This is a genomic window from Rhodococcus sp. NPDC077669 (genome assembly GCF_040686915.1).
Classification (GTDB): Bacteria; Actinomycetota; Actinomycetes; order Mycobacteriales; family Mycobacteriaceae; genus Rhodococcoides; species Rhodococcoides fascians.
Map to the genome: position 1 here is coordinate 200068 of NZ_JBFBMD010000004.1, position 22647 is coordinate 222714.

The 22647-nt window shown below is 65.7% G+C and carries 16 protein-coding genes; 9 read left to right on the plus strand and 7 right to left on the minus strand.

The window, feature by feature from the left end; translation table 11 throughout:
- Positions 1-29: 29 nt before the first annotated feature.
- Together AB0P23_RS07130 and metH are read right to left on the minus strand one after the other, a co-directional pair.
- Complete coding sequence (locus AB0P23_RS07130) at positions 30-698, minus strand: HAD family phosphatase (protein ID WP_032365803.1); 669 nt, start codon at positions 696-698, stop codon at positions 30-32.
- The gene (metH, locus tag AB0P23_RS07135; protein ID WP_032365802.1) at positions 691-4260 is read right to left on the minus strand and encodes a methionine synthase; all 3570 of its coding nucleotides are present in this window, start codon (positions 4258-4260) and stop codon (positions 691-693) included. The genes AB0P23_RS07130 and metH overlap by 8 nt, the downstream gene beginning before the upstream one ends.
- A 104-nt stretch (positions 4261-4364) precedes the next feature.
- Here metH and AB0P23_RS07140 point away from each other — a divergent pair, with 104 nt between their 5' ends.
- The 8 genes from AB0P23_RS07140 to AB0P23_RS07175 all read left to right on the plus strand — a co-directional run bounded on the left by AB0P23_RS07140 (position 4365) and on the right by AB0P23_RS07175 (position 17106).
- Entirely contained in the window at positions 4365-5345 is a 981-nt protein-coding gene (locus AB0P23_RS07140; protein ID WP_230073645.1) for a PAC2 family protein, read from the plus strand.
- Positions 5346-5446: 101 nt separating this feature from the next.
- On the plus strand, positions 5447-5794 hold the full coding sequence (locus AB0P23_RS07145) for a hypothetical protein (protein WP_032365800.1): 348 nt from the start codon (positions 5447-5449) through the stop codon (positions 5792-5794).
- On the plus strand, positions 5794-8283 hold the full coding sequence (gene nirB / locus AB0P23_RS07150; protein WP_032365799.1) for a nitrite reductase large subunit NirB: 2490 nt from the start codon (positions 5794-5796) through the stop codon (positions 8281-8283). The genes AB0P23_RS07145 and nirB overlap by 1 nt, the downstream gene beginning before the upstream one ends.
- On the plus strand, positions 8280-8579 hold the full coding sequence (locus AB0P23_RS07155; RefSeq protein WP_032400754.1) for a Rieske 2Fe-2S domain-containing protein: 300 nt from the start codon (positions 8280-8282) through the stop codon (positions 8577-8579). The genes nirB and AB0P23_RS07155 overlap by 4 nt, the downstream gene beginning before the upstream one ends.
- 222 nt (positions 8580-8801) lie before the next feature.
- Positions 8802-10277: a TIGR02677 family protein gene (locus tag AB0P23_RS07160; RefSeq protein ID WP_308051208.1), complete on the plus strand. Its 1476-nt coding sequence runs from the start codon at positions 8802-8804 to the stop codon at positions 10275-10277.
- The gene (locus AB0P23_RS07165; RefSeq protein ID WP_032370531.1) at positions 10274-11689 is read left to right on the plus strand and encodes a DUF2398 family protein; all 1416 of its coding nucleotides are present in this window, start codon (positions 10274-10276) and stop codon (positions 11687-11689) included. The genes AB0P23_RS07160 and AB0P23_RS07165 overlap by 4 nt, the downstream gene beginning before the upstream one ends.
- Positions 11690-11693: 4 nt before the next feature.
- Positions 11694-15878, plus strand: coding sequence for a TIGR02680 family protein (locus AB0P23_RS07170; protein WP_032400756.1), 4185 nt, complete (start codon positions 11694-11696; stop codon positions 15876-15878).
- Positions 15868-17106: a DUF2399 domain-containing protein gene (locus AB0P23_RS07175; RefSeq protein WP_363797134.1), complete on the plus strand. Its 1239-nt coding sequence runs from the start codon at positions 15868-15870 to the stop codon at positions 17104-17106. Before AB0P23_RS07170 ends, AB0P23_RS07175 begins: the two co-directional genes overlap by 11 nt.
- On the opposite strand, the gene mshC is transcribed toward AB0P23_RS07175, so the two are convergent.
- The 5 genes from mshC to AB0P23_RS07200 all read right to left on the minus strand — a co-directional run bounded on the left by mshC (position 17103) and on the right by AB0P23_RS07200 (position 21488).
- Complete coding sequence (gene mshC / locus AB0P23_RS07180; RefSeq protein ID WP_206497544.1) at positions 17103-18344, minus strand: cysteine--1-D-myo-inosityl 2-amino-2-deoxy-alpha-D-glucopyranoside ligase; 1242 nt, start codon at positions 18342-18344, stop codon at positions 17103-17105. The genes AB0P23_RS07175 and mshC overlap by 4 nt on opposite strands.
- A gap of 24 nt (positions 18345-18368) precedes the next feature.
- The gene (locus tag AB0P23_RS07185; RefSeq protein ID WP_169879440.1) at positions 18369-19142 is read right to left on the minus strand and encodes an SCO1664 family protein; all 774 of its coding nucleotides are present in this window, start codon (positions 19140-19142) and stop codon (positions 18369-18371) included.
- Positions 19143-19177: 35 nt separating this feature from the next.
- On the minus strand, positions 19178-19768 hold the full coding sequence (locus AB0P23_RS07190; protein WP_027497067.1) for a DUF3090 domain-containing protein: 591 nt from the start codon (positions 19766-19768) through the stop codon (positions 19178-19180).
- A gap of 135 nt (positions 19769-19903) precedes the next feature.
- Complete coding sequence (locus AB0P23_RS07195; RefSeq protein ID WP_027497066.1) at positions 19904-20623, minus strand: histidine phosphatase family protein; 720 nt, start codon at positions 20621-20623, stop codon at positions 19904-19906.
- A 25-nt stretch (positions 20624-20648) separates the two neighbouring features.
- Complete coding sequence (locus tag AB0P23_RS07200; protein ID WP_206497543.1) at positions 20649-21488, minus strand: undecaprenyl-diphosphate phosphatase; 840 nt, start codon at positions 21486-21488, stop codon at positions 20649-20651.
- A 202-nt stretch (positions 21489-21690) separates the two neighbouring features.
- On the opposite strand from AB0P23_RS07200, the gene AB0P23_RS07205 reads away from it, so the two are divergent.
- Positions 21691-22623 (plus strand): aldo/keto reductase, encoded by a 933-nt coding sequence (locus tag AB0P23_RS07205; protein WP_032365792.1) that lies wholly within the window; start codon positions 21691-21693, stop codon positions 22621-22623.
- Positions 22624-22647 lie beyond the last annotated feature (24 nt).

The window sequence follows — 22647 nt, forward strand, 5'->3', positions numbered from 1 at the left end:
CGGAATCAATTCGGTCGAGATTCGAGGAGTCAGGCCGCCCAGGCCCGCCGGACGTCGTCGGCGGTCAGTCCGACCAGACCGTCGCGGATGGTGTATCCCGGCGCTGCCGGAACAGCCACCTCAGACGGGACGACCAGTACCGGGCAGCCTGCAGTATGTGCGGACAGGGAACCTGTCGGAGAATCCTCCACTGCAAGGCAGGCACCGACGTCGACGCCGAGCAGCGCGGCACCCCGCAGGTACGGCGCCGGGTGCGGTTTCCCGAACTCGACCTCGTCGCCGCTGACGGTGATGTCGAAGTAGTCGCGCCCGAGTGTCTCCAGTGCACGCTCGACGAGCCCACGTTCGGTGTTGGTGACCAATCCGGTCGCCAGGCCCATGTCGCGTACGAGTGCAAGAGCATCCTTGGCACCGGGCCGCCACGGAATACCTTCGGCGAACATGTCGCCGACGCGCGTGGTCAACCACTCGCGGCCCTCGGCCAGGTTGTCGTCGGTGACCGCAACCGATGCATTGGCCAGCACTTTGCGCAAGGCGTCTCGCATCGAATTGCCGAGGGTGCTCTCGCGTACTTCCGCGCTGAGTTCGGTTCCCAGTGTGCGGGAGTACTCACCGATGGCCACGTCCCAGATCTTCTCCGAGTCGAGCAGGGTGCCGTCCATGTCCCACAGGACACCGTGCAGGTGGGTTCTAGACATTGAAGTACTTGGCCTCCGGGTGGTGAAGTACGAACGCATCGGTCGACTGTTCGGGGTGCAGCTGCAGTTCCTCGGAGAGCTTGACGCCGATTCGCTCGGGTTCGAGGAGTGCGGCGAGCTTGATCCGGTCCTCGAGATCGGGGCATGCCCCGTAGCCGAACGAGTAACGAGCTCCGCGGTATTCGAGTTTGAAGTACCCCTCGGCCTCGGTGGGATCCTCCGCGGCGACCGATTTGCCGTCGGACAGTTTCAGTTCCTCGCGCACTCGGCGATGCCAGTATTCGGCGAGAGCCTCGGTCAGCTGAACTCCGATCCCGTGCACCTCGAGGTAGTCGCGGTACGCGTCGGCTGCGAACAATTCGTTCGCGAAGTCCGCGATGGGCTGCCCCATGGTGACCAGGTTCATCGGCAGCACGTCGACTTGCCCGGATTCCCTTGCCGCAGTGCGTGATCGGACGAAGTCCGCGATGCAGAGGAAGCGGTCGCGGTGCTGACGCGGGAACGTGAACCGAAAGCGTTCGGGCGCATCGGGTTCGGGCTCGGTGAGCACGACGACGTCGTCGCCCTCCGAAACGGCCGGGAAGTATCCGTACACCAATGCGGCGTGCGCGAGAATGCCGTCCGTACTGAGCCGATCCAGCCAATACCGAAGGCGCGGTTTGCCTTCCGACTCCACCAGATCCTCGTAGGTCGCGCCCTCGCCCTTGCGGGCTCCTCGCAGCCCCCACTGCCCCAGGAACAGGGCACGTTCGTCGAGCAGGCCCGAGTAGTCGGCGAGGGACACGCCTCGGACGATGCGGGTGCCCCAGAACGGCGGTACCGGAATGTCGATGTCCGCGGCGACGTCGGATCGCTCGGGTACCACGACCGGAGCCTCGGCGGCCTTGCGCTTCTCCGCGATGCGCTTCGACCGTTCGTGGCGCTCTTTGCGTTCGGCAGCCTTGGCTTTCGCGGCGAGCGCCTCGGGGCTGTCGGGGGCCGGACCGCCGCCGCGCTTGGTGGTCATGATGGTGTCCATCAAACGCAGGCCTTCGAACGCGTCCCGCGCATAGTGCACGTCGCCTTCGTACACGTCCTGCAGATCGTTCTCGACGTACGACCGCGTCAAAGCAGCGCCGCCGAGGAGCACCGGAAATTGCTCCGCCACGCCGCGGGAGTTGAGCTCGATCAGGTTGTCCTTCATGACCACCGTCGACTTCACCAGCAACCCGGACATGCCGATCACGTCTGCGCGTTTGTCCAACGCGGCTTCGAGAATGGTCGAAATCGGCTGCTTGATACCGAGATTGACCACCTCGTAGCCGTTGTTGCTCAGGATGATGTCGACGAGGTTCTTGCCGATGTCGTGCACATCGCCCTTGACGGTACCGAGCACGATTCGACCCTTGCCGTCGTCGTCGGTGGCCTCCATGTGTGGCTCCAAGTACGCCACGGCAGCCTTCATCACCTCGGCGGACGCGAGCACGAACGGCAACTGCATCTGGCCGGAACCGAACAGCTCGCCGACGGTCTTCATGCCCGACAGCAACGTCTCGTTGATGATCTCGAGAGGCGGCTTCTCGGCCATCGCGGCGTCCAGATCTGTGTCGAGGCCGTTGCGTTCGCCGTCGACGATGCGGCGTTCGAGCCGCTCGAACAACGGCAGCCGACCCAGTTCCTCGGCGCGCGATTCCCGGGCCGATGCTGCCGAGACGCCCTCGAACAGCTGCATGAGCTTCTGCAACGGGTCGTAGCCTTCACGGCGGCGGTCGTACACCAGATCCAGAGCGGTCTCGCGTTGCTCGTCGGGAATCTTGTTCATCGGCAGGATCTTCGACGCGTGCACGATGGCGGTGTCGAGGCCGGCCTGGGTGCACTCGTGCAGAAAGACCGAGTTGAGCACCTGCCGGGCAGCAGGATTGAGGCCGAACGAGATGTTCGACAACCCGAGGGTGGTGTGCACCTTCGGATACTTCTCCTTGAGCTGCCGGATCGCCTCGATGGTCTCGATGCCGTCGCGTCGAACCTCTTCCTGGCCGGTGGAGATCGGGAAGGTGAGGGTGTCGACGATGATGTCCTCGTGGCGCAGGCCCCAGTTCTCGGTGATGTCGGTGATCAGGCGATCGGCGACACGCACCTTCCATTCGGCAGTACGCGCCTGCCCCTCCTCGTCGATGGTCAGAGCGACGACGGCGGCACCGTGTTCCTTGACCAGACGCATGATCTTCTGGAACCGCGAGTCGGGCCCGTCGCCGTCCTCGTAGTTGACCGAGTTGACGGCGCTACGTCCGCCGAGGTGCTCGAGGCCGGCCTCGAGCACGGCCGGTTCGGTGGAGTCGAGCATGATCGGCAGCGTCGACGCAGTCGCCAATCTGCTGGCGAGTGCGGCCATGTCGGCGGCACCGTCGCGGCCGACGTAGTCGACGTTGAGGTCCAACATGTGCGCGCCGTCGCGGGTCTGATCCTTGGCGATGTCGAGGCACTTCTCGTAGTCCTCGGCGAGCATCGCGTCACGAAATGCCTTGGAGCCGTTGGAGTTGGTGCGCTCACCGATCATCAGGATGCTGGCGTCCTGCTCGAACGGCACGGCGGTGTAGAGCGAGGAGACGCCTGGCTCCGGGGCCGGCTGCCGTTCCAGCTTCGTCGCCCCGTGCACCATGTCGGCAACCTGACGAATGTGCTCGGGGGTGGTGCCGCAGCATCCGCCGACGAGTGCCAGCCCGTACTCGCGGACGAAACCGCTCAGAGCGTCGGCCAATTCGGGGGCGGTCAGTGGGTATTCGGCACCCTTCGCGCCCAACGTCGGCAGTCCGGCATTGGGCATCACCGATACCGGAAGACGGGAATGCTTGGACAGGTGGCGCAGGTGTTCGCTCATCTCGGCGGGGCCGGTGGCGCAGTTCAGTCCGATCATGTCGATGCCCAGCGGTTCGAGCGCGGTGAGGGCTGCACCGATCTCGCTGCCGACCAGCATTGCGCCCGTCGTCTCGACCGTCACATGGGTGATGATCGGGATTCGGACGCCGAGCTTGTCCATGGCGTGCTGGCTACCGATGATCGCGGCCTTGACCTGCAGTAGGTCCTGGCACGTCTCGACCAGAATGGCGTCGGCACCGCCGTCGATCATTCCGAGCGCAGCCTCCGTATACGCATCGCGCAGCCGTGCGAACGGGGCGTGGCCGAGTGTGGGGAGCTTGGTTCCGGGGCCCATGGAACCCAGGACGTACCGATCCATCCCGTCGCGGCCGGGTCCCATTTCGTCCGCAGTCTCGCGGGCGAGCCGGGTGCCTTTCTCGGCCAACTCGCGGATTCGATCCTCGATGTCGTAATCGGCCAGGTTGGGCAGGTTGCATCCGAACGTGTTCGTTTCCACGGCGTCTGCGCCGGCCGCGAAGTACTCGCGATGAATCTCGCGCAGCACGTCGGGCCTGGTGTGGTTCAGAATCTCGTTGCATCCCTCGAGGCCGAGAAAGTCGTCGAGAGTGAGGTCGGCGTCCTGGAGCATCGTGCCCATTGCTCCGTCGCCGATGACAACGCGACGTGAAATCGCATCGAGCAGACCGGGCTTGTGTTGATCGGGCATCACTACAGAGTAGTGGGCACCACGGTTACCTCGAGTCGTAGGCTGTCGTGGTGAGTCCCCGAAACCTCGATGATCAGTCCCCGCCCGACGACGGTACCGACAAAATGGACAAATCAGGTGCCGACGCGGACATCCCCTTGGACGCCGCGCTGATCGAGGCCGTGCAGGATGCTGTGGCGAACGCCACAGACGCCGACGCCGACTACGACGAGGACGATCTGAACGACGACATTCCCGAGCTGCGCTCCCCCATACTGGTCGCCGCTTTTGAGGGCTGGAACGACGCAGGCGATGCGGCGAGCGGCGCGGTCGAACATCTGGAGCTGATCTGGGACGCCAGCCCACTGGCCGAGCTGGACTCCGAGGACTACTACGACTACCAGGTCAATCGGCCGACCGTTCGTCAGGTCGACGGGGTCACCCGCGAGATCGAGTGGCCGTCGACTCGATTGTCGGTGTGTTCACCGCCCGGCAGCGACCGTGACGTGGTCCTGTTGCGCGGTATCGAGCCCAACATGCGGTGGCGCAGCTTCTGCGACGACCTGCTCGAGTTCGTCGAGCAGCTGGGCGTCGAAACTGTCGTCATTCTCGGCGCGCTGCTGGCGGACACCCCGCACACCAGGCCCGTCCCGGTCACCGGCACTGCCTACAGCACCGAGTCGGCCGAACAGTTCAACCTCGAGCAGACCCGCTACGAGGGGCCCACCGGTATCACCGGCGTTCTGCAGGACGAATGTGTCAAGGCAGGTGTGCCGGCCGTGTCGTTCTGGGCTGCTGTCCCCCATTACGTGTCGCAGCCACCGAATCCGAAGGCCACCGTGGCGTTGCTGCAGCGGGTCGAAGACGTACTCGACATCGAGGTGCCGCTCGGAGAGCTGCCCACGCAGGCCGAGGAGTGGGAGGAGGCGGTCAACGAGATGACCAAAGAGGACGAGGAGATCAGCGAATACGTGCGCAGCCTCGAGGAGCGTGGTGACGCCGAGGTGGACATGTCCGATGCGATCGCCAAGATCGACGGCGACGCCATCGCCGCCGAGTTCGAGAAGTACCTCCGGCGGCGCGGCCCGGGCAACTTCGGGCTCTGACCCGAACGCACACGAGGAGCCGGGAGCCGGTGAGGTCTTTCTGATGCCGACGTAACGTCACCGCAGCGGTGGCGTCACCCCGACACCGGAGCCTCGTGGGTATGGCCAGCACACCGCGATTTCTGCAAGGCGTCTTCTCCTTCACCGGCAACGGTCTGGACAAGCCCGAGTTGATCGATCCCAGCCTGAGTTTCGTCGTCCCCGAGGGGGTGACGGCTCAGCCGCTGTACTTCCGGGGCGGTAATTCGAGCGATGAACTGGTGGTCGTGACCTTGCTGCGCGACGGCAGCCCGATGCGTATGTTCCCGATGGGGGCCAAGAGCGGCGTCAACATTCCGTTGCGGGTCGTCGAGGACGTCGATCCCGATACCGTGCTCGAGCTGGTGATCGCGGCCCCCGCCGGAACCAACGGAGAGGTCGTCGTCGACTTCGGTCTGGTGCTGGTCTGATGACTGCGGGAAGACAGCGATTGCTGGTGATCGGCAACGGAATGGCCGGTGCCCGGACGGTCGAACAGATCCTCGAGCGAGACGGCAGCTCGCTGTTCGAGATCACGATGATCGGCGACGAACCGTACGGCAATTACAACCGCATCATGCTCTCCCACGTGCTGTCCGGTGAGGCCACCGTCGACGACGAGGATCTCGTTCTCAACCCCATGAGTTGGTACAGCGAGAACGGCGTGACGTTGCACGTGGGCGATCGAGCGGTGTCGCTCGACCGGTTCTCCAAAACAGTTGTCTGCGAAAGCGGTCGGTCCGTCGACTACGACGTACTGATCATTGCCACCGGTAGCAACACGTTCTTCCCGAACATGGACGGTCTGCGCGAGTCCGACGGCAGACTGGCACGTGGGGTGTTCGGATTCCGCACGATCGCCGACACCAACGGCATGTTGCAGATGGCGCAGTCGCGCGACGACGTGTCGGCGGTGGTGATCGGCGGCGGACTGCTCGGTCTCGAAGCAGCGTACGGACTGCGGACGCAGGGGCTGGACGTGAACGTGGTGCACTCCCCCGGGCACCTGATGAACCAGCAGCTCGACGAGCGCGGTGGACGGGTGTTGCGCAACAAGATCGAGTCGCTCGGCGTCGGTGTCCACACCTCGAAGAGAACCACCTCGGTGTTGCGGTCGGACGACGGTACCGTCATCGGCGTCGGTTTCAACGACGGCACCTCGCTGGACGCCGACATGGTCGTCGTGACCGCCGGAATTCGGCCCAGTGTCGATTTCGCCCGCGCCGGCGGCCTGGTCATCGAACGCGGAATCGTCGTCGACGACCAATTACGTTGCGAGGACGAGGGTTCCATCTATGCCGTCGGCGAATGCTGTCAGCACCGCGGTGAGGTGTACGGCCTCGTCGCGCCCCTCTGGGAGCAGGCCGCTGTCCTGGCCGATGTACTCACCGGTGCCGATCCCGCTGCCGCGTATCACGGTTCGCGTCTGACGACCAAGCTCAAGGTGGCCGGCGTCGACGTCGCGTCGATGGGGATCACCGCGCCCGAGCGCGACGACGACGAATTCGTTCAGTTCTACGAACCACGCAGTGGCACGTACAAATCGGTCATCGTGCGGAACAACAAGCTCGTCGGCGCCACTCTGCTGGGCGACATCTCCAAGGCCAACTTTCTCACCCAGGCGTTCGACGAGAAGGTGCCGCTGCCCGACGAGCGCATCAGCATGCTCTTCGACATGGGAACGCCCTCTGCGGCAACAGGAGCCGCGGAGCTGGCAGACGACGTTCAGGTGTGCAACTGCAACGGCGTCACCAAGGGCGCCATCGTGGCCTGCGTGCACGCCGGTGCCAAGAATCTGAGCGATGTGACCGCGAAGACCCGAGCAGGCAAGGGATGTGGGTCCTGCAAGGGGTTGGTGAAAGACATCATCGCGTGCGCATCCGGTGGCGCGGTCGAAGCGGACCCCACCGCAGACCGGTACGTGCCGTGTATCCCGATGACGAAGCCGGAACTGATCGAAGCAATCAGATCGCGGGACCTCCGGGCAGTCTCGCAGGTGTTCACGGCGCTTGCGACCGACGGCGTCGAGGACGCCGCCGCCAAGATGCCGCTGGCGTCACTGCTGCGCACCGTCTGGGGTCCGGATTGGGTGGACGAGCGCGGCGCACTGTTCATCAACGACCGGGTGCACGCCAACATTCAGCGGGACGGCACGTTCTCGGTGGTACCGCAGATGAAGGGTGGCGTCACTACCCCGGATCAACTGCGCAAGATCGCCGACGTCGCCGACAAGTACAACGTGCCGCTGGTCAAGGTCACCGGCGGACAGCGCATCGACCTCCTCGGGATCAAGAAGGAAGACCTACCCAAGGTGTGGGGCGATCTGGACATGCCCTCCGGCTTCGCCTACGGCAAGAGCATGCGCACGGTGAAAACCTGTGTGGGCAGCGACTTCTGCCGCTTCGGTCTCGGCGACTCGACGGCTCTCGGCATCGCGCTCGAAGAGCGGTTCCAAGGCTTGGAGACTCCCGCGAAACTCAAACTCGCGGTCGCCGGCTGCCCGCGCAACTGCTCGGAGGCGCTGTGCAAGGACTTCGGCGTGGTCTCGGTCGGCGAGGACAGGTGGGAGATCTACGTCGGCGGCGCGGCCGGGGCTCACATCCGCAAGGGAGATCTGTTGGCCACCGTGACGGGAGCCGAGGAGGTGATGACAGTGGCAGGCAGATTCATCCAGCACTATCGGGAGAACGCGCAGTGGCTCGAACGGACGTACGCCTGGGTTCCGCGCGTCGGCTTGGAGGAACTGCAGAGCGTTCTGATCGACGACCGTGACGGCATCGTCGCCGGACTCGACGAGCGACTGCAAACATCGGTCGACGGCTACGTGGACCCATGGCAGGACCGCACGGCACCCAAATCGCCTGCGCAGTTCGCACCCTCGCTGCCACTGCTCCCGCTGCCACAGGTGCCGGTCCGATGAGCGTCCCGGTGGGAGCGTTGGAAGACCTGACTCCCGGCGAGGGACGGGCCTACGTCGTGGATGGCAAACAGGTCGCGGTGTTCCTGCTAAGTGACGGCTCGGTGCGGGCGATGGACGCCGTCTGTCCGCACCGGGGCGGACCACTGGCCGACGGCCAGATCGACGGGTCCGTAGTCGTCTGCCCACTTCATCAATACGCCTTCTCTCTCGACGACGGCACCTGCCCGAGCGGCATCGACCCGGTGCGCACCTACCCCGCGGCCGTGGTGGACGGAAAAGTGATCGTGGAGCTGTAACCGGCACGGTCGAACAATTGGCACTCCTACCCCCCGGGTCATTCCGCAGGCTCCCCTCCTCCCACCAGGGTCATTCCGCAGGCTCCACTCCTCCCACCAGGGTCATTCCGCAGGCTCCACTCCTCCCACCAGGGTCATTCCGCAGGCTCCACTCCTACCCCCTACCCTGTTCCAGTGACCGAATCAGGCGAGGACGCACGGCTGGGTGCCGCGAATGCGTTCGTGGAGGAAGACCGTCTCGGTCTCTTCTCGTTCGCCGTCGCCGAGAAAAGATCCGAATACCTGGCAGTACTGCGGGCGTTCGACACCGCTCGCGCGAACTACGTGGTGTTGCTGCACTCGGGCGAGGTCGCCGATCTCATCGCTCGTAGCCCCGGGCGTCACGACGCGCTGACCACACTGGACATCGCACCCCTGCTCGATCAACTCCACACCTGGGGTCTGCTCGAACGCAGCTACGACGGCACCCGCGCCGCGACCCTCGCCGAATACCGCAACCGGCACTTCGTCTACCAGTTCGGTCAGGCCGGCTACAAGGCCTACCGCGCGGTCGAGGACGTGCTCGGTGCGCGCCTGGACGACGCCTCGCTGTCCCGGCTGGTGCTGCCCGAGCTGCTGGCCGACATGCACGAGCTGGCCGAGGCGAACCGTCAGGCCGACGGCGACCGCATCTACCGCAAGCTCAGCAGACTCGATTCGACGTTGTCGGAGATGGCGACCCGCGCCGCCCACTTCTATCTGGTGCTGGGCGACCTGGTGCGCACCACCGAGATCACGCCCGAATCGTTCTTGGCGCACAAGGATGCACTGCTCACGCACATGCGTGAGTTCAGCTCCGATCTCACCCGCTATGCCCCCAAGTTGGCGGAAGCGATCGCACTCGTCGAGAGCACCGGCATCGAGGAACTCGTCGACCGTGCCGCGATCAGCGACGAACGAGTCTTTCTCTCCGTCGACGAACGGCGAGCGGACTGGACCGACCGATGGGCCGGGTTGTCGCACTGGTTCGTCGCGGCCGAATCCGAGCTCAGCGAATCCGAGCGCCTCCGCGAGGGCACGATGAGCGCGATCGCTGCTGTGCTGTCACTGCTGCGGCGCGTCACCGAAACTCGGAAGGGCGGTGTGAGTCGCGAGAGCCAACTGCGTCACCTCGCCGGCTGGTTCGCTGCTGCTCCCACCGAGGACAGCGCACATGCTCTGTTTCACGCCGTGTTCGGCCTCGGCCGACCCCGGCACCTGTCGATGGTCCATCCCGACGCCGACATCATCCCCATGTCCCGATCATGGTGGGAGGCACCGCCGGTCGAGATCTCGCGCACGCTGGCCGAGACCGGACGCACTCCGACTCCCGGCGTTCCAGGGCGGGTACAGCGCAACGACGGCGGCATCAGACGACTGCGCGAGCAGCAACTCGAGTCGCAGCGATCACGCAGTGCCGCGGCGCAGTCGCTCGCCTCGGCCGGAATCCACGACCGCATTCTGAACGAGCAGGAAACCGAAGTGTTGCTGAGCCTGCTCAACGCCGCGTTGACTGCCCGGGTACGCGTGAGCGGACGCACCTCGGACTCGTCCGGATCGGACAGTGGCGTGCGCCTGACGCTGAGCGACAGCGACCGTTCGACGATCGTGCGCACCAGCCGTGGCCGATTGCATCTGGACCGCCTCGCCCTCGACGTCAGTGAGGTGGCCCGCCGGTGAGAGCACGTGAAATCTCCTCGCTCGCTCTGGATTCCTACCAGCGGGCTGCCCGAGTCGCGTTGTCCAACCACCTGGTCACCGCGACGTACCCCGATCGAATCGCGTTACCGCTGCTGCGCAGGTGGGCAACCGAACTGCGTGAGGATCTCCTGGAGCTGTTCGGCTACCGCTTCGAGGTCACCGAGACGACCGCGCGTCTGTTCCCCGTGATCGATCGTCTCGACGACAGTCAACCCGCGCGAACGCCGTCCGAGCGGGTGTTCGACCGCCGCAGGTACGCGTATCTGGCGCTGGCGCTTGCCGCGCTCGGTCGGGCCGGAAACCAGATCACTCTGTCCGAACTCGCCGATCACGTGGCGACGGAGTCGAGTCAGGTGGACGGCGTCGAACTCACGACCGACCGCGCGAGCGACCGAGACGCATTCGTCGACGCGATCGGATGGCTGGCCACGCGTGGTGCGATCTCGCTGGCCGACGGCGACGCCACGGGCTGGGCGAACAATCCGACGGCCGGTGAGGCCCTGTACGACATCGACCGATCGGTGGTCGTCGCGATGTTTCGGCCGCCGCGTGCCGTGCAGCACCTGCGTTCGATTCGTGGCCTGCTGGCCGGCTCGGATGCCCCGATCGATCCCGAGGATTCCGATCTCGGACACATCGAGTCCGGGCGTGAGGCAGACCCGAAGGAAACGCTGCGTGCGGTACGCCGAGCGTTGGTCGAACACCCCGTCGTCTATCTCGACGATCTCGACGGAGACGCACGCACCGCCCTGACCGCCTCGCGCACCGTCGCCGACGTCGAGTTGCTCACCGGTCTCGTTGCCGAGCGTCGCGCCGAGGGCGTGGCCCTCATCGACACCTCGGGACGGTTGTCCGACCACCGCTTTCCCAGCACCGGAACGATCGCTCAGGTGGCGTTGCTCATCGCGGGAGAAATCTCCGATCGGGTCGTGGATCCCGACGCTCCGGCGCTCACAACGCATCCGCTACCTGCGAGCGACCTACTCGTCGAACAGCTGGACGACGCGATCCCCGGCGGCGGAATCTTCGGCGACCTGGCCGATTTCGGATTTCCCGCCGATCCGACGACGGTCGAGAACTCGGCTGAGCGCACACAGTACCCGCTGATCGAGGACAGTTGGCTGGTCTCGGTCGTCGACGATCTCGTGGACCGATTCGGTCGCACGTTCGCGGCGCAGTGGCAGACCGACCGGGATGGTCTGCGCATACGAGCGATCGCGCTGTTGCATCGACTTCGGTTGATACACAGCGTGTCCGGCGGCGTGCTGGTACTGCCGGTGATCGCTCGGTACCGAGACGTGATGGTCAGCGTGCGTGACCGAGCCCCGCAGGACTCGCTGTTCGGCACCGAACAAGCCCCCAGTACCGATCCATCCGAAGTAGAGGCTTGAGCAGATGACCGCACACTCGAATCGCTTTCGGCCCACGCGCGCCGGAATCGTCAACCTGTGGGACTACCGGGATCAGGAGTTCTCCTTCGCCGACGGTCGATTGGTACTGCGCGGACCCAACGGATCCGGCAAGACCAAAGCGCTCGAAGTGCTGTTTCCCTTCGTCCTCGACGGCCGGATCGAACCGCGCCGGCTCAATCCGTTCGCCGGTGAAGAACGAACGATGAAGTCCAACCTGCTCTACCGAGGGCAGGAAAGCGCGCACTCGTACGTGTGGATGGAGTTCGGCCGCGGCTCGCGCGAGGACCCCGAATCGGTGACGGTCGGAATCGGTATGCGGGCGAGCCGTCACAACGACAAGGTGACCCGCTGGTACTTCGTGGCCGACGGCCGAGTGGGCGTCGACTTCTCGTTGTTGGGCTCCGACGACCGGCCGCTCACGAAGAAGCAGTTGGCCGAACAACTCGGCAGCGATGCACTGACCGATCGTCCGGTCGACTACCGCGCCGCGATCGATGCCCGGATGTTCGGGCTCGGCGCGCAACGGTACGACCAGTTGATCAATTTGATTCTGACACTTCGCCGTCCGCAGTTGGCCAAGAATCTCGATCCGAAAGGGTTGTCCCAGGCGCTGACCGACGGTCTGCGTCCCCTCGACGAGCAACTGGTGCTCGAGGCAGCACGTTCCTTCAGCGACATGGAGGAAGTCGGACGCGCGCTGGAGGGACTGGCCCAAGCCGATCAGGCGGCCAGGAACTTCGTGTCGGTCTACTCCAAATACCTTTGCGTACAAACCCGTTCGGACGTCGAACAAGTCTCGCGTCGGCTCGAAGCCGTGACGCACGCGACCACCGCACACTTCGCCGCCGCCGCCCTGAAGGACCGGCGTCTGCTGGAACGGGCGGCCGCAGAGACTCGATTCGACGAGGCCGAGCGTGCGCTCGATCAGGCCGTCGCGGACCGGGAGACCCTGCAGCGCTCGAGCGCGTACGAGGGCAAGCAGCAACTGGACGATCTCGCCGAATCCGCTGCGAAGCTGGAGGTCTCGACGGCGCAGCAGGCCGATCGCGCACGCAAAGCGCAAGCAGAACTGGAGCAGCGCACGGCCGAGGCGGCCCGGGCGGATTCGGCACTCCGGGACTCCGTTGCCGGAGTGACTCGCGCAGAGGACGAGCTGCAGACTGCGGCCGAGGACGCGGGCATCGTGTGGACACCGCTGCCCGGCACGGCGCGCAGTGATCAGATCAGTACCGCGCTTCGTGGGCACGCCGAGGAACGGGACGGCGACGTACGTGCAGTGCGTGAGGCGCTGGCCACCGTCGAGAAGGCGTCGACGGAACGCGCTCGCGCGGAGAAGGCCGCAACGAAGGCGCGCGAGTTGCTCGAAGCAGCCGCGGCTGCCGTCACCGAGGCCGAGGCGACGGTGGACCTGGAGAAGGCGCAGTTCGCTTCGGGCCTGCGGGCCTGGTGGTCGAGCAACTCGTCGCTCTACTCCTCCGCGGGCATCACCTCCGCTGTGTTCGAGGCCCTCGACGCAGCCCTGGCAGGCATCGGCGACGACGACGCCCCGAGCCTGGAATCCGTGCTCGCCGAGCAGACCTCGGACGGTATCGACGCGATTCGCGCCCGGCAGGCACAGGCACGCGTCGACGTGGCCGCGCGCGAGGCCGAGGTGAAGGCGCTGCGGGGCGAACTGTCCCTGGTACGAGCCGAACACGACGATGCCCCACCACCGTTCGCAGCGCGCACCGACAGCCGAGCAGATCTCCCGGGCGCACCGCTGTGGCAACTGGTTCGGTTTGCCGATGCGGTCTCCTCTGCCGACGCGGCGGGGATCGAATCCGCACTGCAGGCCGCGAACCTGCTCGACGGGTGGATCCACCCGACCGCAGACTCCCCCGTCGACGCGACGTCGGAGCAATATCTGTCGCCGCTACCGGTGGCCGCGAGGCCGACCGGGTCGACGCTCGCGTCCGTGCTGGAACCCGAGCCCGGTACTGCCGTCCAGGAATCGCGAATTCTCGATGTACTGAATTCGATTGCATTGCAGCAGGATCGAAACGACCCCTCGGACAGTTCTGTCTCGATAGGCGTCGACGGTCGGTACTGGCAGGGAGTGCAGCAGGGTCGCCACGCAAAACCGGATGCCGAGTACATCGGTGCCACGGCGCGGGCGCGTCGGCGAGAGCAGCGCATCGCCGAGCTCGGTGCTGCGATCGATTCCGCGACAGCCGAACTCGCGACCGCGACCGCCGCCGAGCTGGCGGCACGCGAGCTGGTGCAGGCGTTGAACGCGGCCGCCAAGCAGCTCCCCCGAGTCTCGGCCATCGTGAAGGCGCAACGTGCCGTCACGGCAGCCGCAGGCGCGCTGCGCACCTCGAAAGATGCGTCTGCAGCGGCAGACAGAGAATTCGACCAGGCGATCGCCGACCTGTCCGCGAAAGAGAAACAACTGCGCTCCGTCGCCGTGGCCCATCGCACCCCATACCTGGGCCGCGATGTCGATGCCCTCGCCGCAGCGATTCGCCATTTCGAGCATCAGGGCGCAGCGGTCATCCGTAAACGCAGCGACCACGCACGCGAGACCGAGCGGGCGCGCGAGGCCACCAACCGCCTCGAGGAGGCCACCGGACTGGCCGAGGAACTCGCCGAGGAAGCCGCGATAGCCGACGAGAGCTATCGGCAACAGCTGCAGCGTCTGGAATTGCTGAGCGAGAAACTCGGTGCCACGGCCGAACAGATCAACACCGATCTCGACAACGCGCGCGATCGCATCGAGAAGTGCCGAGCCGAGCAGCGAGCAGCCCGAAAGGCGGACAAGGAAGCCGGCGAGGCGATCGGCAAGGCCGAGGGTGCATGCAACACGGCGCTCGAGAGCCTGCGCGCCGCCGTGACCGAGACCCTGGGTGATGCCGTCCGACTGGCACCGTACGCCCGCAAGGATCTGCTGCACATCCTCGGCGTGCACGAGACGTACACGTGGCCGGCCAGCGACTCGGCGTGGCTGACGGTCGAACAGATCCTGTATCGGGTTCAGCAGGCCGCCGGCCCCGACGACGACGTCCCGGTACTTCCACCGGTGGTGCTCGCGCTGCATTCGGCTCTCGACACGGCGACGGCGTCGGTGAAAGTGAGCGACTCGAGCCGGAAGTCGACACGAACGGCGCTGACGAGCGCACTGCAGGAGTTCGACTCGCAACTGGCCGCTTCCGGTCAGGACTACCGCCTGCAGTGGGACGCACCGGACGGGTTGACGGTGGTACGCGTGCAGGACGAGCAGGGCTATTCCTCGGTCGGAGACTTCGCCGATCGCATCGGTGCGGCCCGGGCCGACCAGGAACTGCTCTTGACCGAGCAGGAACGCCGAATTCTCGAAGACGCGCTGCTGACCGGGTTGGCGCAGCAGATTCACGAGCGCACCGTCGACGCGCGTGAGCTGATCGCACAGATGTCCGCCGAGATGAAGCAACGCCGTATGTCCTCGGGCAACACGATCGGCGTGCACTGGGTGCTCGCGGACAACCTCGACGACGGTGCGCGGGCAGTGTCCAAGCTGCTCGACCGCGATGCCTCGGCGCTGAGCCAGGACGATCTGGCCGCGATGCGCGCACACTTCGCATCGGAGATCAGGATCGCTCGTGCGGCACATCCGGAACGGTCGTATCCCGAGATCCTTTCCGCGACACTGGACTATCGCCGGTGGCGGGTATTCGCGTTCACGCTCATCAGCGGCGACGGCAACGAGGATCGCCTGACCGTCGCTCGTCACAGTGCGCTCTCGGGCGGTGAGCAATCGGTGTCGCTGCATTTGCCGCTGTTCGCCGCGGCGCACGTGATGCTCTCGTCCGCCGATCCGCATTCGCCGCGGTTGCTGGCGCTGGACGAGGCGTTCGCCGGTGTCGACGACAACGGTCGTAGCGAATTGCTCGGACTGAGTGTGCAATTCGACCTGGATCTGTTCATGACCGGTTACGACCTGTGGATCACCTACGCGGACGTCCCCGGTTGCGCACACTACGATTTGGCGCACTCGACCGCCGAGAACACCGTCAGCGCAGCACTTCTGGTGTGGGAGAACGGTGAATTGTTCGCCGAACACGACGGCACCGACCTCGCAGCAGCCCTCGGATCACCGTTGACCCGCCGGGTGCCGACCCGAACGGAAGGTGGGCTGGAGTTTGGCCGGTAACAGTGAGTGGCGAGGCAGCGTCGAATTGGCGGCGCTGCTGGACGCTGCGCGAAAGAAGTTGGAGTCCAACTGGCTTCGTGTCGGCGGCAACATCACCGTCGACCTGAGTGATGCGCCGGAACTGTGGCGTCTGTGCAGTGCCATCTCGAAGTCCAACTCCAGCCTGCACTCTCGGGCACGGAGCACCCGTCTCGATCTCGAGCGGTTCGACGCGTGGTTGAGCCATCCGCTCAACGGCGGTATCGGTCTGATCGACACCCTCGCCGGTCAGGCACCGCTGCAGGACAAGAAGCGCATTGCGGCCGACAAGGCTCAGGTGCGCGCCGATGCGCTCGACCGGGCGCGTGCGGCGCTCGGCGGTGGTACCGATCGCGAGTGGATCGAGCACTGGATCGCGTCGTTGCTCAATCAGGACGGCACCCTCGGTGGCCGCGTCGCCGTCGACGCGCTCGGGGTCGCAACGCAAGTCCTGGCGCTGCTTCCGGTGGACGGGATGTCGCTCACCGAGCTGGCGGAACTGGCCACCGGTGATACCAAGGCCCTCACGGGCGGCGGTGCCGCGAAACTCGTCCTCGATGCATTGTCGTTGCGCGAGAACGTGCCTCGACCCGTCGATCCAGTGGGGATCAGAGCGCTGTGGGAAACGGCAGGAGTGTCGGTCGACGCCGTGTCGAGCCGGGTACTGGTTCTCGGCTACCGCGTCGCAGAGACGCACTCCGTGGCTCGCTGGCTCAACGAAGCAGCCGACGAGGGCGTGCCCTTTCCCGTCACCGTGGACATGCTCGCGCGCGGCCCTCTCACCAACAGCTCGTCGACCGTGTTCGTGTGCGAGAACGTCGCTGTGCTCGCGGCCGCAGCCCGCTCTCTCGGCTCGAACTGTGCCAGCTTGATCTGCACCGACGGTCAGCCCTCGGCCGCAGTGCATCGGCTGCTGGCTGCGCGCGCCCCCGGCACCACGATCGAATGGCGTGCCGATTTCGACTGGGCCGGAATGCACATGGTGACCCGCGCACTCGCCCGGTACGACGCGGTGCCGTGGCGAATGGACGTCGACTCGTACCGCCGCGCACTGGACGCGCGCAACTCGGAAGCACTGAAGGGGCATCCCACGGACACTCCGTGGGACCCGGAACTGGCTGCTGCACTGCGTGATTCGGGACGAGCGGTCATGGAAGAACGCCTGATCCCGGATCTGCTGACGGATCTACGCCTGGGGCTCGCGGACTAACGCAGCGGAACTCCGAGCAGCGCATCGACCGCATCGGCGAAAGTGCCGGGTGCGCTCGCATCCGATCCACCGCGCTCCACTGCGAAACTTGCCCACGCGTCGAGGGCGTCGAGAGCCTTGGGTGTGTCGAGGTCATCGGCCAGATGCTGACGCAGGCGGTTGACGACGTCGTCGGCCGACGCTGCGGACTCGAGCGCCGCTGCTCGACGCCACAGCGCGAGGCGGGTGTGTGCTCGCTCGAGGACCTCGTCGGACCACGGCCGATCCTGCCGGTAGTGGCCCGCGAGCAGGCCCAGCCGCACCGCGGCCGGATCGACGTTCTCTGCGCGGAGCTTCGAGACGAACACCAGGTTGCCGCGGCTCTTGGACATCTTCTCGCCGTCGAGACCGATCATTCCCGTGTGCACGTAGTGCCGGGCGAACCGAGGGTCACCGGTTGCCGCCTCGGCGTGTGCCGCCGAGAACTCGTGGTGCGGGAAGATGAGATCGCTTCCGCCGCCCTGGATGTCGAAACCGGTTCCGATGCGATTGAGTGCAATGGCAGCGCATTCGATGTGCCAGCCCGGTCGGCCGGGGCCCCACGGCGACGGCCACGACGGTTCGCCGGGACGTACCGCGCGCCACAGCAGCGCATCGAGTGAATCGCGCTTGCCCGCACGATCGGGATCTCCGCCGCGTTCGGCGAAGAACGTGTCCATGGTGGGGCGGTCATAACCGGATTCGTAGCCGAACTGCTCGGTTGCGTCGGCACGGAAGTACACGTCGGGGTACTCGGCGTCGTCGACGACGTAGGCAGCGCCGGACGCCATTAGCTTCTCCACCAGTTCGACAACTTCCTCCACCGACTCGACGGCACCGATGTAGTCGTGCGGAGGCACGACCCGCAGAGCCTCCATGTCGGCGCGGAACAGCTCGATCTCGCGCGCACCGAGATCGCGCCAATCCTCACCGTCACGATTCGCGCGCTCGAACAGCGGATCGTCGACATCGGTGACGTTCTGCACGTAGTGCACGTCGATACCCGCATCACGCCACAAGCGGTTGATCAGATCGAACGTCAGATACGTTGCCGCATGTCCCAGGTGGGTGGCGTCGTACGGGGTGATTCCGCAGACGTACATGCGAGCGGTCGAACCGGGGGTGACCGGACGGACCTGGCGATCTGCGGTATCGAACAACCGAAGCGCTGGACCCTGTCCTGGGATTGTCGGGATCTCCGGGCTGGACCAAGAATGCATGCAGCCGAGCCTATCCGAGCCCGTTCAGAAGGCGGGCCACGGTATCGGTCTGCTCGATCGAGGTTCCGGCATGACCGGGCGCGCGATCAGCTGCTGGGCCCGATCCAACACCGCAACGGTTTCGGCCAGCGTTATCTTGTCGACCAGCCGTGGAGCGATGACGGTGTCGAAGGTCTCGACGAACCGCACGACGTCGGCCATCAGAGCATCGTCGACCGCCTGGCCTGCCCACCCCCAGAGAACCGTGCGCAGCTTGTTCTCGGCGTGCAGGCAGATGCCGTGATCCACCCCGTAGACATAACCGTCGAGACCTTCGAGGGCATGCCCACCCTTGCGATCTGCATTGTTGAGAATGACGTCGAGAACCGCCATCCGCTGCAAGCGTGGATCGTCGGCATGGATCAGAGCGATCTCTTCGCCATCGCCGTCGTAGGCCTGCAACACCGGAATCCAGCCCGCCGGAACGAGATCGGGACGGCAGATGTCGACCAGGTCCACGCGGCCCTCGACCCGCTCCTCGGGAGTATCTATCCACTTCTGCACCATGCCGGGACCGAACGGACCGTCGCGCAGCACCGTGGGCGGAATCACGCCCCACCCGAGCGCCTCGGAGATCTCGTACGACGCCACCTCCCGCCCGGCGAGGGTGCCGTCGGGAAAGTCCCAGAGCGGCACCTCGCCGCGCACGGGTTTGTACACGCACCGCACTGCCGAGTCGCCGTCGCCCGCCTCGCACACGAGGGTGGCGTTGGACGCCGAAACCACCCGGCCGACGACAGTCAGCTCGCCGGTCTCCATGGTCTCGCGGCCCTCGAAGGGAGGTAGTTCGACGGTCAAGACTCGTCGACCTCTGTCACCGGACCGAAGGTGGCACCGCGGCGGTAGCCGTTCGTCCTGATGCAGACGTGTCCCTCGGGGGCGAGCGGCAGGCCGCACAGCGGGCACGGCGCTCGGCCGGCCGCCACGACCAGCTCGGACCGCGCTGCGAACTCGCGAGCCTGAACGGGTGTCAGAAACACTCGAACCGCGTCGGGGCCCTCGTCGGTGTCGTCGAGCACGACGGATTCGTCGACCTCGACCTCACTGACGGCCAACAACTCCACCACGACGGCATTGGCGTCGGCGTCCCAACCCAACCCCATCGTGCCGACCCTGAATTCGGTGTCGATCGGGGTCACCAACGGGCTGGTGTCGAGTGTCTCGGCCTCCTCGGTCGGCACATCGGTACCGAAGCGACGCTGCACCTCCTCGAGCAGCAGTCCCATTCGATCGGCCAGCACCTGTACCTGCTGCTTCTCCAACGCGACCGAGACCACTCGGGCATCGTGCACCGCCTGGAGAAAGAACGTTCGGTCACCCGGCTCACCTACGGTCCCGGCGACGAAACGATCAGGGGTGCGAAAAACGTGTATGGCGCGCGGCATTGCACCTCCTAACGACTCGAAAAGCTCCGCGAAACGAATCGCGAACTTCCATTATCGGCCACAGATCGACCGTGGACGGTATTGCTCGCCCTCCAGCCTGCCACCGATCGGGAGATCGGCGGCGAACCGGCATCTCTAGGTGCCCGCGCCGCCGCCCACCACTGCATCGGACGAGTCTGCAACGTCGGGTTTCGCGCCGGCTTCGTCGGACGTCGGCTCTTCCGCCTTCGGCACGAACACGCTCAAGTCGGATCCGGTGTCGTTGGTCCGCAACACGAACGGCCGAGTCGAGGTGTAGCGCACGACGCTGATCGACGCCGGATCGGCAACGATCCGCTGGAAAGAATCGAGATGTGCACCCATCGCATCGGACAGCACCGACTTGATCACATCCCCGTGAGAGCAGGCCACCCACAGCACATCCCGGCCGTGGTGGGCGGCCAGCCGCGCATCGTGCTCCCGTATCGCCTGGACCGCGCGTTGCTGCACCGTAGCCAAGCCTTCGCCTTCGGGGAACACCGCCGCGGACGGATGCTGCTGAACGACCTTCCACAGCGGCTCGGCCAGCAGCTCCTTGATGGTTCGACCGGTCCATTGTCCGTAGTCGACCTCGACGATCCTGTCCTCGACCATCGGAGTCAGCCCCAACCGAGTGGCCAGCGGTTCCACGGTCTGCTCGCACCGCAACAACGGAGAGCGCACGATCTCCACGACCGGGAGGACCCCCAGCCGTTCGGCAACCGCCTGTGCCTGCTCTCGGCCCCGGTCGTCGAGCTCCACCCCTTCGCTCCGACCTGCGAGCGTGCCCGCAGTGTTCGACGTCGAACGTCCATGGCGAAGCAAGATGACTGTCATTGCTCCGAGCCTAACGAGGAACGGTTCACGTAGCCGAGACAACCCCGCCGGCCAGCAGACCCAGAACAACGACACCGAGCACGATGCGGTAACCGACGAACCAGTACAGCGAATGGTTCGCGACGAACTTGAGCAGCCAGGCGATCGAGGCATAACCCAGGCCGAACGCGATGATCGTGGCCACCAGCAGCTGTGGTCCCGACGCGGCGAGGCCGGAGCCGACCGGCTCGAAGGCGTCGGGCAGCGAGAACAAGCCGGACGCCGTGACGGCCGGGATGGCAAGCAGGAACGAAAAGCGCACTGCAGCTTCGCGTTCGAGTCCGAGAAACAGGCCAGCGCTGGTGGTGGCTCCGGAGCGGGACACTCCGGGAATCAGCGCCAGGCATTGAGCGAGGCCCATGACGATGCCGTCCCTGGTGGTGAGTTTCTCGATCGGCCGTTCCTTACGGCCCAGCTTCTCCGCGACGGCGATGACTACGGCGAAAGCGATCAGCATGAACGCGATGAGATACAGATTGCGCGCACCGGTGCGGATCTGATCCTTGAACAACAGACCCAGAATGCCGATCGGGATGGTGGCGATGATCACGTACCACCCCATGCGGTAATCGAGACCCCGTTCTTCTTTCCTGCGCAATCCGACGAACCAGGCCTTGATGATTCTGACGATGTCGCGCCAGAAGAACAGCAGGACAGCGGCTTCGGTACCCAGCTGCGTCACCGCGGTGAACGACGCGCCGGCGTCCTCGTTCCAGAAGACCCCCGACACGATTCGCAGATGCCCGGAAGAGGAAATGGGAAGGAATTCCGTCAGTCCCTGGACTGCGCCGAGGATCATCGCCTGCAGCCACGTCATGTCGATCATGCGGCGCCCCGTCCCAGCGTCGAAGTGGACGATTCGATTGTTGCCGGCGCGTGGGCGAGTGCCCGCCCCCTGGATTCGCGATTCACGGGGACGACCGTACCCGGCGCGGCACTTGCGCACCGAGCGGCGCGGCGCACTACTGTGCACTGGCGGCAGGCCAGTACGAACCCGACGATCACAGGCAAAAGGACATTCGGCACATATGAAGCAGAGATCGGTCGGCACCAGCGGACTTCGGGTGTCGAGGCTCGGCCTCGGCACTCTCGGGTGGGGCAGCGGGACCGATGGGGACGACGCTGCGGCGCAGTTGTCGGCGTTCGCCGAGGCGGGCGGCACCTTGGTCGATACGTCTCCGGCGTACGGCGACGGTCGAGCTCAGCGAGTACTCGCGGAGTTGCTCGACGATGTGGTTCCTCGGCAGGACTTGGTGATCAGCAGTGCCGCGGGGGTCGGTTCGCGGTACGGCCGATATCACGTCGATTGCTCGAGGCGCGGACTGCTCGGTCAGTTGGACGCAACGCTGCGTGAGCTCGGTACCGACTATCTCGACCTGTGGCAGGTGGCCACGTGGGATCCGATGACCCCGGTCGACGAGGTGGCGGCGACACTCGACTACGCCGTCTCGAGTGGACGGGTTCGCTACACCGGTGCCCGCGGGTATCTGGGCTGGCAGTTGGCCACGGCTGCCGGTGCGGCCGGTATCGGACGGATCGTGTCGACGCAGGCGGAGTACTCACTGTTGGCCCGTGGGATCGAGGACGAACTGGTTCCCGCCGCCCTGCACCACGGCATCGGCATCCTCGCGGCGGTTCCCCTGGCAGGTGGTGTCCTGACGGGTAAGTACCGCAACGGGATTCCGGCCGATTCGCGCGGGGCCGACGAGCTACACGCCGACGCGGTGAATGCGTACCTGACCGACTCGGCGGTAGGTGTCGTCGATGCGGCGGTCACGGCCGCCGATGGCCTTGCCACCTCTCCCCTGGTCGTCGCACTTGCGTGGGCTCGTGATCGTCCCGGGGTGAGCAGTGCGATCGTCGGTGCCCGCGATCTGGCCCAGTTGATGGGTGCTCTGATGGCCGAGGAGCTCGAACTGCCGGCTGCCATCACGTCGGCCCTGGACGACGTCAGCGGTTGATCGCAGGTGCTGCTCGGCCTGGGG